Below are 12991 nucleotides of genomic sequence, written 5' to 3'. Positions count from 1 at the left end.
GAATCAGGATCGATCACGCGGTCAACTTCTTCTGGAGCAGTCCAGTTAGTCGTTAATTCAAGTAGCTGAACCAGCATTCGACCGGTTGCTCCCCAAACGGTGTACCCATTGACGTAGAAAAAATGAAGCCGAATAGCACCATGAGTCGGGTGTTCACGCCGGGTCAATTCATAATTATCTAGATTGGTAAGAGCAGACACGGGGAGTGGGACAATCTCAGCTACTTCACGCTCGTCAGGATTATACTCACGATGCGGAATACGGACAACAAACGGTCGAACAGCATAATCGGTGATTGTGAGAATATCGTCAAGTCGTCCATGGAATTGTGTCTCTGTATCGTTGAGCCCGATCTCCTCATTTGCTTCACGGAGAGCAGTCTCTTGAAGATCTGTGTCGCTCGGTTCATATGATCCACCAGGAAAGCTCATCTGACCGGGATGTTCACCGAGATGGTCTGCACGTTTCGTAAATAGCACATGTCGGGTAGCATCAATCCTCACAATTGGTGCAATGACAGCTGCGCGTCGACCAGCATCTGCGACTGGTGTCGGTGTATGAGTGTTCACCGCCGAGAGATTCATGTGCAACATTATAATTTAGTCATGGGATCCGTATAGCCATGATGGTTGCATTTAATATCCATTCTTTCGTCCGGTCGGAGGAGTCCTAAGTATGTATTTAAGGGATAAAAACTGTAGAAATGTAGACTTAGGCATCCACCAAGATGAATCTAAGAGGGATACTTCGGAGCTATCGTGTAAAACTGCTGAGAGTAACTAGCGATATTCGGGTAAATTTCGGACACGCATGCGAACACTGGTGTTGGGATCGGTATCGGCATTCGAATTGAGAAGAGAATCAATTATTCATATTGCTCAGTTAGTGCCGAATCGAGTCGGTGACGCAAATCAGCAACAGAATTAGTATTATCCGGTGTTGTCCCAGCCCACGTTTCAATATCATATGTGATATCAAGGAGGTATGTTATCAATTCAGTATCGTTATTTGCGATTGCCCGTGTAGCGTCATCGCGGAGCCGGTTTACGACCGCACGGGTAGCTGCCTCATAGTCGATTTCTTGACCATCTGTTTCAAGAATTCGTGGGAGGTCCTCAGCATGCGCTGGAAGTGTCGGAAATGCAGTTGGACCGGGGGCAAGCCGATTCATCGCTACTTCATTGATCTCATTCGCACTTCCTGCCGCGTTTAGATCACTGTTTGTGGTAGCGTTGTTCTCATCACCAATAGATGGATACGCGACGACTCGGTATTGATCGATTGCGGTTGCAATCATACTCTGTCGCATTTCAGGCTCAGTTTCGATTCCACGTCGAAATGCCAATTCAACAATTGCATTATCGAGTGTGTTGTGAGTCAATGTTCCAAAGAGATTGACAATACCGGCTATCTCGTCGAGTGAAATAAACCTCTCAGTCATTGTGTGAGTGCTCACAGCGCGGATGTATTAGTTTACCTCTACGTTTGATTGTGTGTAAATCCTCTCAGGGTCGAGATCCGAAGAACTCGTCTCATACCAATCTATAGAACACGATCCTGAATTCTTCTTGCAGGGCTGAGGGGGATAGCGAGCTATACGATCATTAAATACTATCATCATCTCTAAAATTTAGATCCGAAAAGAGAATGATTATTCATATTATGAATCGTCTAGTTGATTATCAGCATCACTGACATCAGCGTTGACGGCATTGGCATCTGCGACTGCAGCATCAACAACAGCAGATGGCGTTATATCGACATCAGCCCACGCTGGGAGGTAGTCTGGACTTTCAGGTAGCTTGATATTTTTTGCATATGTTTCAATCTGTTCGCGCTCACGAGAGCGAGGATAATCGAACCCATTGAACGTGGCGTCGATTGCATACTGATCAAGAAGTTGTTGTGCTGTGTTTCGATATCGATGTGGAAGTGTTTCGAAATCAATCGAAATATTATGTTGTGTGATTGTCCGCAGAAGTGTTGCACCGACTGAACGGCTCATCTCTGAGAGTCCAGTCGGTCCAGAGACAGCCCTATGATCGTGCTCATATCGACCAAGGTCAACTTGTGCTGTATTTGCAAATCCAGCAGTATCAAACGCGTCAGCGAGCGTTCCAACCTCAAGTCCCCACGAACGGGGTGCCCGAATTTGTGTAATCATATCAGCAGTCGCGGCAAATTCGCCTGCAAGTGCATATCGAAATGAATCCAGATAGCGAAGATATGGCGTCGGATGCGCAGCACGAAGCGTGCGAATGAGTGGAACATAAAACAATCTGAATAATCGACCATACAGTTGCCGATCTTCGACACGCGCATAGTATCCTTTTGTGAATTTGAATCCATGTTCCAGCGGGAATAGCAATCGCGTGAGAAATGAACTATCATAACTTACCGTGTCCGCATCGTGTACGACAACAAATTCCTCTTCGGCTGCACGACCGAGTGCAAGCCAGACGTCACGACCCTTGCCACTTCGTCCCGCAAGCCCAGCAGCATCTAACAGTTCGGAAACACGAGGACCATCACACCAAAGCACCTCAAGTGTGAGATCATACGTTGCGAGCCACTGTCGAAACGATGGAACTCGGGCTGGTGGTGCTCGAAGCGGAATGATAACTTTAGCTGGACTGAGACGTTCAAGTGTGGTGAGTACACGGTCAGCTGCAAGTCCGGCATATTCTCGCTCAGTCATCGGAACGACTACCGCTGCACGCTCGATTGGTGCGGATGGTCGAGGGTCATCGAGTTCGTGGAGTGTCGCGATCGATGATTGCACATACTCCATTTAGTTATCTCTCTTTGGGATGGGTCAAAAGTATCTGGATTGTCGACGAAATATGAGTATACGAATATTAGGTTTTGATACTATATTCAACTGAACTACCTCGGGGTCAATCCTCAAGACACTCTGCCTGATATCTCTATAGATGATGACAGCATTTCAATGACGAAGTCAAGGAGTTCAGTAATATCGCCATCTTATTCAAATATAGCATCAAACGCTTGAGCACCGAGTGGCTCAAATGTTCCAGCGGTAACATTTTCAGAGACATGTTCTGGGGACCCAGTACCGACGAGTGCAGTGGTAACTCCTGGGGCACTACGGGTAAAATTAATTGCTCGCTGTGCTGGAGTCTCGCCTGATAATTTATCCTCAACAGCCGGTGGGATTGTATCCGTATTTGTGAGATCACCCTGCGCGAGTGTTGCACTCGCGATAATATTGATTCCACGCTGTTGAGCATACCGGAGGGCGCTGATTTGTGCAGCTGGCTCAGCATCCGAATTATCATCAGACGTACTTCTATCAATATTAGGGGTACCTTCTTGTACAGTGTCATCACTCTCATGATCTGAGTTGTGATGTGCTGTTGTGGTGAATGCATCTGCCATCTGTATATTGAATGGGAGTTGAACTGCCATGAATCCACAATCATCGGCTCCAACCGTCTCAGCAGCTATTTCAGCGCATTCGGCAACTCGTGGAAGTGATAAGTATGAATCGTGGCTTGGAGCGACGCGGAAGGCATTCCAACTAGCAACGCCGTATCCCCCGATATCTCCACTTGCGCGGCGGCGCTCAAGTTGTTTGAAGACTGCGGTCAGCTGCTCATACACAGCTTTGCGGGAACGAACAGTAAGTTGTGTTTCGGGATTATGTAAATAATAGCAGTCGATATAATCAACGGCAAGATTGCTTTGAGACTGATCAAGCATCGAATTAATGAATTTCGGGGTTAACGCATGACATCCGCGAGCAAGGGCATCAGAATCTAAGGTCCCATCTTGGATGAATTTCTCAGTGATGTATGCACCCGGATCAGCTGGTTTATTTTCATCAAAGGGGAGAAAGCCACCTTTCGTTGCAAGGACAATCGCGTCACGGTCAACGACTGAATCAGCGATTGCATCCCCAACAACGCGTTCGCTTCGCTGACATCGGTAATTAATTGCCGTATCAAGATGATTGACACCCGATTCGATTGCATCAATCAATGCGCGATAGTATTGGTCATCTGCATCGTCTGTCGGTTCTCCAAGGTAAGTTCCGATCCCGATGCTAGAGGTGACACCTGAGTCAAAGCGGCGAAAATATGTCCGAGCAAACTTCTCTCCAAATTGATCTCGATAATCCCACGTACCCCGCTTTGTCGCCATGTTTCAATTAGCAACCACACAAATAAACGCTCACCGGTGCTAAAACGCTAGTACAGGTCATATTATGTGGATTTGTACTGAGCACGACAATAGCAAAAACACTCGATAACAGATATCAAGGGGCTATTTTTTGATTCTTAATATTCAATTAGAGCGTTTCTGGATTGGCTCCATTGGCGACAGCCGCGGTTGGTTCGGCGTATCCCTCGCGATATGTGGGATATGAAAATGAATAGCCGAGCTCATGTAGATACTCATTCGAACATCGTTTACTGGTTTGGACACGCCGTTGTGCCGTTTCAGACAGGCTTGACTCCTCTAATCGCTGTTCAACAGTCTGTTTAGACGGGGTAGGACGATCGCATGCAGCCGCGAGCCAGTCAGCGAATGTCCATTTGTTAGCCGGCTCATCATCGACAGTAAGGACGCAGTCATTTCGGGCAATATCTGCAGTGAGTATATATTTGATTACACCGGCTGCATCATCTCGATGGATCATATTTAGATATCCCTCAGTTACTGGTCCTTCAAGATACCGCGTTAATCGATATCGGTTCGGACCGTACAACCCGGCGAAACGTACAACAGTTCCATCAATTCCTGCACTATTCGCCTTCTCAAGTGCAATTGATTCTGCTGTTGCAAGAACCTGTGTTTTGTCAGTTGTTGGTTCAACTGATGTTGATTCATCAACGAACGTGCCATCATGATCGCCATAGACTCCGGTTGAGGATGTGTATATGAGCCGGTCTGTTGATTCACGCTCAGCGTATGTGGCGATTGTATTCCGAAGTCCGTCAACGTAGATCCGTCGGGCTGACTCAGCGCCTCGACCACCAGAGCTGGCGGCGAAAATAACCCATTCAGCATCCGGGAGCGTTTCAAGTGTCTCCGGGTTAGTCGCATCAGCTTGCTGCGCGTCAAATCCTGCTGTCTCAATCGAATGAAGACCACGCTCTGAGCGTCGAACACCAGTTACTGTGTGTCCGGCAGCTTGAAGTTGTGTGCCAAGCTCAATGCCGACGTATCCACACCCGACAATAACAGCATGAGCCATTACTGATCATTACGTGCAGCAAGGAACTGCTGGATTGCTGCGAGTTGGGCAAGTGTCATTGGTGCCCGTCCTTCGAGTGATTGCTGAACCTCCTGACCAGAGAGATTAAGATCAACGTTTGAAGCAATAATATCAACATCAACGACAGTTGTCGTCATCGACATCAACAGATGATCACGAAGTTCGAAAATGACCGCCTCGGCATCAGGATAACTTTGATCAACCGCAAGAATTGCTGCAGCATCCTCGGTTCGGAAATCTGGGGTCACTGGAGTGTCGGTGTCAGTATCAATATTTGCGAGTGTCTCAACTGTCGTTGTATCCACGTCTGTCTCTTCAGTGACGGTATCAATACCTACATTCGTTATGACATCATGTAGTTGTTGTTCATACGCTGCACAAAGCGTATCAGGTGTCAATGAACCAGGATTATCTGCTGCATCATAGAGCATATCGCCTGTCAATACCGCGACGATAAAACAGTTGTTGACATATCGATGCTAGCTCTCCAGCTATACTATGACAAGTTGATGAATATGATACGGTATGAAATCGTACTAAGCCATTGTTGTTAGCGATGAATCAAGATGATGAAATCGTAGTATCAGTATGATAGTGTGATAATTTACTCATGTGGACAGTTTCTGTATCTACATCCGTATCTGTGAGGTCGTTGTCTGTTGTCACTGTCGACGTTTGCTCGCCTAGTGATGAAGATGATATGTTATTGGCTGTGTCAGGAGGAGACGATGTATCCTCAGGAATAGTTGAGTTCGAATTCGAGCTGTTACCTTCGATGACTTCAGGCATATCGATCGTGTGGAGATCTGGAACTGATGAGAGATGTGCGGTCCCATCAGATTGGTCCGGTGAAATCCCGTCTAAATTGAGTGGATCGGTCACTGTCGATTCACTGACGGCGCGTTCAACAGCATCAATTCGGGCAGCAAGTGCATCATCTGCAGAGTCCATTCGTGACAGTGCTATCTTTTTCGAACATGTATCTCTGGATCCGGCTTTGAATTGGAAATACGGTTGGATGCACAATCAGATGACAGCTATGCGTCTGCCCGCGTGAAGGTAAAAACGGTATTTAATCCACTCTATCGCTCGATCTGAGTTACGAATAACAGGGTTAGATACTCAAATCTGAGAATTCCAGAGATACCAGTATAGCAGTATATTGATTTTTATGATGTATATCGCATAATAATTCCAGTTTTGGGAATTATATCCGCAGTAGTTGCAAATACATCACTTATAGCATATAATTCAGAACGAAAGGTATATATCACTCATCAGGAGTCTATGCTTCACTGAGATACGCAGACGGCGACGGTATTTTGTACTGGTATGCCGGATGCATCGGGAATGCACATTGAAGTTGACAAATAGTCACAACTAAACAGATAATGTCAGATCATCAACACGGACGTACGATTGTATTGTTTATTATTCCTTGTCTCGCCGCAGGAAATTGGTATGTAATTGGCAGTGGTTCTGCTTCAATATCAGATCAAAGCAGTATCACGCTTGATAGAAGTCTGTATTATGAAAATGATAATATTCGTGTTACGCTTGATGACGCTAATTTGTCAACGGATACAGACCATTTTATTAGCATATTCACTGAAACAGAAAGTCCACGATTCTTCAACAGAGATGTTCCCGCTGAGGTAGCTAGTTATACTACGAAAGATGTTGTTGGAGAGAGAATAAATACTACTCAAATCGGTGATGGTGAGTTTGATTACACTCCTGACATCGGGAGTGAAGACGATGTGGTGAACAAAACAGAGTATAACGATAACAATACTATAACACTATATTTCAATGAGACTTCCAACAGTTCGGGCTCAGTGAGATATTATTCTGCAGAAACAGTCACTCTCGTACACAGTGGTGGCTCGACATTCACCGGAGCAATCGCCATTAGTCAGGTAGACGCGCTAGGAACACTCAACGCAGAGGATGGCGAAACAATCACCGTTCGATATTATGACATGAATGTACAGGAATTCCGAGAGGATACCGCGTCATTTAGCGCACAAATCTCTTCAACGGCGACACCAATGCACACCCCTACCCCTACCTCAATCTCAACGTCTATGCCTACCACAACACCAACGCCTACATCCACAGCCACTGCTACAGCTACTCCAGCGCCTACCGCTACAGCTACCCCGACACCAACACTTACACCTACTATTACGGCTACCTCAACGTCAACATCAACAGCGACCGCTACGGCTACTCCGATACCAACACCCACGCCCACCACAACACCACTTCCGACTCCGACTACAATCCCAACAACTACCACGGCTACTCCAACGCCGACACCAACACCTACACCTACTACAACACCTGCCCCCACTCCTACATCGACACCAAAACCGGCTCCAGCTGTAATACCAACGCCAACGCCTACGCCTACCCCTACCTCAACACCGACACCGGTTCCAACACTGAGACCAACGCCAATCCTGACTCCGACTACAACGCCAACGCCTACCCCAACTCCGATCCCAACAACTGCCACGGCTACCCCAACGCCGGCACCAACATCTACTGCAACGCCCGCCCCCACTCCTACGTCGACACCGAAGCCCGCTCCGACCGTGATACCGAACGCCAACACCAACACCGACACCGACCGACCGCAGCACCAACACCGAAGCCAACATTGATTGAGACGGCAACACCGGTAGCGACCGAATCTACGAGTAATAATGACTCAGTGTCAGGGTCATCCGGTGGATCGGGCAGCAGCTCTCGGTCTAACTCCGGGTCAGGATCCAATTCTAACTCTGATTCAAAAGACAAGACACACGAGCAGACACCAGAAGCGCCACAAATACCCACGACACCGGTACCAATGCCGTCAGAGGGACCTGTGATCGGTCCAGTTGCCGGAATTACTTCGATCCCAGACGACTACGAGGGAGTACAAACGGTTTTACAATTCCCATTCACCGAGCCGGTGGTGAGTGTAGCAGATGAGGAGTCACTCACGATTGGACGGAACGTGAATGTCTATATCGATGACCGACTACAGAATAGTGCATTCGAACTGCTTCAGGATGGATCAACGACAGGACAGGTGTTGTTCGGAACACACAGACGATTTGGATCTGAAACAGACGTTCACATTGAAATTGATGCCGTGCAAGGAACGCAGACCGGTGGAACTCTCTCTTCGATTACACAGTCTGTGCGTGTATATAATCACACAATTAATACAACAGCAGATCGACATGCCGTTGATACGCCTGAGTTAGTTGCCCTCTGGATCGAAAATACTCATTTAAAAAATATCGATCTAATAGATGAGCAGTCATTCCGAATTCTCGATACCGATGGTGGTGTCATTGAGACAGTACAGACCGGCGTGGGAAGTCAGATTGCTATTGTCGACATGAGTGAATATGCAACTGGAGTATATACTATTATACCGGAGAATGGAGCAGAAACAACGGTAGTGGTGCATGATCTTGGACTTAAAATAACAACGGACAGACAGACAGCCACTATTGGTGGGACTCTCCGTGGTCATGTTGCTGCTACGGTTAAGACACCGCGAGTGGTCACAGTGACACTGGTCAATGAGAGTAATGTGCAGATGTCCGAGACCACGACGACAATTACCACAAACGGGACAGGGAGATTTAGAATCAATACCACTGCAATCAGCGATATTGATGCAGGGACATATACACTCCTCGTGACAGATACGCAAACAGATATCCAAACAGCAAGTAACCCGATTCGAGTTCTCTCATCATCAGCTGGGGAGGGGTTCACACGAGCAATATACACTGATGCGCGAGGTGACATCGTTGAGATACCACTGAAGATTGGGCAAGGGCGCACTGCGACAGTCACGATCGGAAATAATAGTAGTGACATACAGGCGATTGTCACAGTGCAGGATCGAACAGAAGATGGGACAGTTACGCTACGGTTCAACACTGATGCAATGATTACGCATGCGCTCAGTGGGAGTAATGAGAGTGAGGATAGTGTATTTGCTGTCAAAAACGACAGTATGTATGAACGATTGAGCGCGAATAGTCATGATACACTCCTTGTAGCGAATCTAACTGTGTCGATGGCTGAGGATGCAGTCCCACTATCAGAGGGGCAGTATCGAATAAGCATTGAGGGTACCGCAAACACCTCGTTCCCGAGTGACACTGCAATGATTCGGATTAAGCCACCCACAATCGAGACATTGCAGGTATACACTGCACCTATGGGGGCGACATTCACAACGGTAGAAGAAATCACAGATGCCGTTGAAGATGAGCAAATAACGCCAACAGAAGTCGTCGCTATGGGAGATATTATTATCTACGCAGTCACTGCCGAGGGATTTGCAGGACGAATTGAGCAAAGTGAGAAACTGACACTACAAACGTTTGATCGGACATTAGCTGAACACGCCAGTAGGTATCAGACACCGTCAGTATCAATTACATATACTGAAACGGCAACGACACCGGGGTCAGATCAATTAAATAATGCATGGGTTGTGAGTGATACCTCAAATCATAGCTATTACATTGGTGCCACAGCCGGGACTCTCATCGACACCGCTACTGAGGATATACCAAATCAATCTGCGGGTACACATCTCACAGCAACGCTGTTACCAGGAACACGTGGCGATGACAGCTATCTCTCTAACTTCACTACTATCGATAATGATCGGACAAACACCTCAGTTGTCTCATCTGTAGGGAAAGCACAAATCGGAACAGATGATGGGTGGACGGTTCGAACAGGGCTCGTCCCACGACAGGTTGAGTTTGATACTAATCTGATTCCTGTTGCAGCTCTCAGCGATCAGCATATCACTGGGACAACAACCGTTGCACCCGGAAGTGTCATCAGGACTGTTCTGCGTGCGAATATATCGGAAAAGCAGACGGAAATAAATCAACCGATCAATGAAACGGTTCACGCGACTGTCGGTATCAATCAGACATGGAGCAGTGTTTTTGACTTCTCGGTGTTTGACACTGGAGAGCCATTCATGATTCATTCAATGGTTTCACCAGCAAATGTTTCGATGACACAAAATCGTATGCACGGTCATGTCGGGGGCTCCCCCGCGGCGGATGAGATAGCAGTTGCAGGCGAAAAGACAGGTGCGGCTGGTGGAGGTGGCAGCGGCAATGGAATCGCCGGGATCATCACAGGATTGTTTGACGGCAGTGATTCAAAAGTGAACGTCGGAACAGAGACCACAGATATATCAGAAACCGATACACTTCAGGATGAAGCTACGGCAGGCGAAAGAGAGTCACATGACGGGACTATTGTTGGGTCATTCGCCGATACTGAATTAGGACAAGTCGTTGAGAATACCGTTCAATCATCACCGTTGACACGGCTGATGCAACCTGTTGCTGTGGGGTTCATGATTCTGTTGTCGGTTGTGTCACTGTTGTTGTATCGCCGTCGTTGACATCCTCCCCCGTAGTAAAGCGCGAGGCTTTCTCCTCGATTCTCCATATGGGTACATTGTCATCAGTATCACCCAGTGATTTTTGCTAATAGATGAATAAAACCAATTTCTATTAAATAACCCACTCAGAACCTCAATCTCAGCGTAACAGATTTTACGCTCGATATGCACCATGTACACGCTACACCGTGCGAGAGGCGTATCCGTATTAGGTTACGCTACTGCACCACGATTGGAGTTGGAAGTCAAATCACCAATGAAGCTGCCCTCTCGTGGGTGTAGCAATTACTGTCCTATAACACTCGCCACGATTGGAGGCGAATGCCTCAGTCATGAGGTGGCAGTATTCTATACCGGATACTGCCAACTGCACACAGAGACAGTACCCATCATTTGGCGTTTGTCTTTGCTATGCAGCGAGAGTAAGTGTTTTGTGGTTTATATCGCGTATCTGAATTTTATACAATAATGCTGTACTGGCGGGATATCCTAGATAAATTAGTTTCATCGTTATCATGTTGTCCGTCTGTCGGTAATATCATATAATTTAGATATCAGATATTAGAAAGCCATGATCGGTATGCGAGTTGATTTACTCGATTAATACATATCCAAATAGATGATTGTATGACTAACTCTTCCATGCGACTCGGATTTCTTCTATTGATATTATTGATTGACTCGGATAACGACAATTGTTACAACTGTGAGTATACAGATCGCACCGAGTAGCGGCGTAATCCCGAGTGGCGTGCCTGTTGATGACGATGATAGTGATGTAGTAGACTCATTCGAGAGCGCATCTGATGATGAAATCGTGACCGTGGCAGTAGGCGTGGTTGCGACTGCTGTTGTGGTTCGCGTCGTCGATGCAGATGAATCAATATCCTCGCTGTCGCCGTCAGATTGAGGAGTAATTGATGAGAGCTGACGCGTCACTACTTCAGTATCATTCTCAGTATCAGTCGCAATAACTCGAAGTAAAATTGGATTTGTAATATTCTGCAATGGTAGTCGTTCATCAAACTGAACTCGACGTTGTGGGGTGTTTGTCGTGGATTGAGTGTCAGTTCCTGCTGTAGTAACAAGCGAGCGCTCAAAAAGCGGTGACTCAGCGTTTTCTGTCCCCAGTTCGCGGATTTCAATCCGTGCATCAACAATGTCTTCACGTGTGATATGTCCAGTAGCGCGAATAGTCGGTGACTGAGACGTGGAGGCGCTGACAGCGACAGATTCAATCGTAATCTGTGGAGCGATTGACTCATTATAGAACACCGTCGCCTCACGTTCTCTGTTATTACCGCTCACATCAGTAGCATCAATCTGAATATAATTTCGACCAGGGCTGAGTTGGACTGTCTCGGAAATTGAAATTGCATTGTATTCTTGAGTTGGCTCCGGTCCCTGCTGAATGAGTAAACGCTTTGTTCCACCCGACGGGGTCAGAAGATCAATCTTGTTGAGTTTCACCGTATCGGTCACAGTCCCACTAATTTGAAGCGTCTCATATCCAACTTGGGATGGAATCGGTCTATCGAGGATAACTGTGGGGCAGACAAATCGATTAATCGAATCGTTATTTCATGCTCACGAAGGTTCCCAAATTCATCGGTGTATTCAGCAGTGATCTCATTCTCACCGACGCCTAATACTAATTGACGAGTGAAGCTATTATCTGTTGGTGAGAGTCGGTATGTTGAGCGTGTTGACTGTGAACGTCCGGCGAAATCATACTCATAGACGTGAGTGATTTGGACAGCCGTGACGTCTGAGCGATCCTGAAATGTTCCTGCAAGTGTCACCGTTGAGTTGGTGACTGCTGGACGGTCTGGTGGTGGGGCGGCTGCACCCGTTTCAAACGGTGATGTATATTTTACAAATGGAGCGGCGGTGTCGACTACAACGGTGAATCTGTCCGTGTAAGTGTTTGTTTTTGTTGAGACGGTAGTTGTCTCGTTAGAATGATCTGTAGATGATGTTGATGTGGTAGTAGTCTGACCAACAGAATCGATTATCGAGGTTATATTAGCAGTTTTGTGCTTGTGTTGTTTCTGGGTGTTCTCTCAGTTGTGTCTGGATTTGTTTGAGTGGTCGTCTCGACCTCGATTGTGTGGGCACCATTCTGTAGAGTAATGCCTAGCTCACGAGTTAGCGTTTGATTAGATGCGGAATTATTGTATGTTCGTTTAGTCTTGTTATCGACTGTAACGCACACAGTAGTGAGTTTTTCTGAGCCATTTGTGGATACGGAGACTGTAAGATCAGGATCCGACCCGACCGTTATTGACTCCGATGTT

13 protein-coding genes are annotated in these 12991 nt (G+C 46.8%); 1 reads left to right on the top strand and 12 read right to left on the bottom strand.

What is annotated here, in order from left to right:
* The 9 genes from J07HQW2_RS12560 to J07HQW2_RS18775 all read right to left on the bottom strand — a co-directional run.
* Positions 1-584 (bottom strand): NUDIX hydrolase (locus J07HQW2_RS12560; RefSeq protein ID WP_021055917.1); only part of this gene is annotated, 584 nt, incomplete at its 3' end.
* Positions 585-865: 281 nt separating this feature from the next.
* Entirely contained in the window at positions 866-1441 is a 576-nt protein-coding gene (locus J07HQW2_RS12555; protein WP_021055916.1) for a DUF7109 family protein, read from the bottom strand.
* Between the two features lie 219 nt (positions 1442-1660).
* Entirely contained in the window at positions 1661-2791 is a 1131-nt protein-coding gene (locus J07HQW2_RS12550; RefSeq protein ID WP_021055915.1) for a glycosyltransferase family protein, read from the bottom strand.
* 194 nt (positions 2792-2985) lie between these two features.
* Positions 2986-4164, bottom strand: coding sequence for an aldo/keto reductase (locus J07HQW2_RS12545; RefSeq protein ID WP_021055914.1), 1179 nt, complete (start codon positions 4162-4164; stop codon positions 2986-2988).
* A gap of 148 nt (positions 4165-4312) precedes the next feature.
* A complete protein-coding gene (locus J07HQW2_RS12540) occupies positions 4313-5221 on the bottom strand; it encodes an NAD(P)H-binding protein (RefSeq protein WP_021055913.1) in 909 nt (302 codons plus the stop codon).
* A complete protein-coding gene (locus tag J07HQW2_RS12535; protein WP_021055912.1) occupies positions 5221-5673 on the bottom strand; it encodes a DUF5791 family protein in 453 nt (150 codons plus the stop codon). The genes J07HQW2_RS12540 and J07HQW2_RS12535 overlap by 1 nt, the downstream gene beginning before the upstream one ends.
* 130 nt (positions 5674-5803) lie before the next feature.
* Positions 5804-6193, bottom strand: coding sequence for a hypothetical protein (locus J07HQW2_RS12530; RefSeq protein ID WP_021055911.1), 390 nt, complete (start codon positions 6191-6193; stop codon positions 5804-5806).
* Between the two features lie 1024 nt (positions 6194-7217).
* Positions 7218-7859 carry a hypothetical protein gene (locus tag J07HQW2_RS18780; protein ID WP_303704128.1) on the bottom strand — a complete coding sequence of 214 codons (642 nt, stop codon included), beginning with the start codon at positions 7857-7859 and terminating at the stop codon, positions 7218-7220.
* Entirely contained in the window at positions 7814-8047 is a 234-nt protein-coding gene (locus tag J07HQW2_RS18775) for a hypothetical protein (RefSeq protein WP_303704127.1), read from the bottom strand. The genes J07HQW2_RS18780 and J07HQW2_RS18775 overlap by 46 nt, the downstream gene beginning before the upstream one ends.
* 52 nt (positions 8048-8099) lie before the next feature.
* On the opposite strand from J07HQW2_RS18775, the gene J07HQW2_RS12515 reads away from it, so the two are divergent.
* Positions 8100-10694 carry a DUF7827 domain-containing protein gene (locus J07HQW2_RS12515; RefSeq protein WP_021055909.1) on the top strand — a complete coding sequence of 865 codons (2595 nt, stop codon included), beginning with the start codon at positions 8100-8102 and terminating at the stop codon, positions 10692-10694.
* 669 nt (positions 10695-11363) lie between these two features.
* On the opposite strand, the gene J07HQW2_RS12510 is transcribed toward J07HQW2_RS12515, so the two are convergent.
* From J07HQW2_RS12510 to J07HQW2_RS18770, 3 genes are all read right to left on the bottom strand, one after another.
* On the bottom strand, positions 11364-12176 hold the full coding sequence (locus J07HQW2_RS12510; RefSeq protein ID WP_021055907.1) for a hypothetical protein: 813 nt from the start codon (positions 12174-12176) through the stop codon (positions 11364-11366).
* Positions 12173-12496, bottom strand: a complete 324-nt coding sequence (locus J07HQW2_RS12505; protein WP_021055906.1) for a hypothetical protein — start codon at positions 12494-12496, stop codon at positions 12173-12175. Before J07HQW2_RS12505 ends, J07HQW2_RS12510 begins: the two co-directional genes overlap by 4 nt.
* 218 nt (positions 12497-12714) lie before the next feature.
* Positions 12715-12991: hypothetical protein (locus J07HQW2_RS18770; RefSeq protein WP_021055905.1), on the bottom strand; the 277-nt coding region annotated here is incomplete at its 5' end.

Origin of the sequence: Haloquadratum walsbyi J07HQW2 (genome assembly GCF_000415985.1) — an archaeon.
Lineage (GTDB): Archaea > Halobacteriota > Halobacteria > Halobacteriales > Haloferacaceae > Haloquadratum > Haloquadratum walsbyi_B.
The sequence above is the reverse complement of the archived record's forward strand: the minus strand, read 5'-3'. Positions and strand labels throughout refer to the sequence as shown.

Excerpts from the sequence above, each read along its gene's own strand:
- J07HQW2_RS12555 (WP_021055916.1), bottom strand. The coding sequence starts at position 1,441 with ATGACTGAGAGGTTTATTTCACTCGACGAGATAGCCGGTATTGTCAAT.
- J07HQW2_RS12550 (WP_021055915.1), bottom strand. The coding sequence starts at position 2,791 with ATGGAGTATGTGCAATCATCGATCGCGACACTCCACGAACTCGATGAC.
- J07HQW2_RS12545 (WP_021055914.1), bottom strand. The coding sequence starts at position 4,164 with ATGGCGACAAAGCGGGGTACGTGGGATTATCGAGATCAATTTGGAGAG.
- J07HQW2_RS12540 (WP_021055913.1), bottom strand. The coding sequence starts at position 5,221 with ATGGCTCATGCTGTTATTGTCGGGTGTGGATACGTCGGCATTGAGCTT.
- J07HQW2_RS12535 (WP_021055912.1), bottom strand. The coding sequence starts at position 5,673 with ATGCTCTATGATGCAGCAGATAATCCTGGTTCATTGACACCTGATACG.
- J07HQW2_RS12530 (WP_021055911.1), bottom strand. The coding sequence starts at position 6,193 with ATGGACTCTGCAGATGATGCACTTGCTGCCCGAATTGATGCTGTTGAA.
- J07HQW2_RS12515 (WP_021055909.1), top strand. The coding sequence starts at position 8,100 with ATGCCGTCAGAGGGACCTGTGATCGGTCCAGTTGCCGGAATTACTTCG.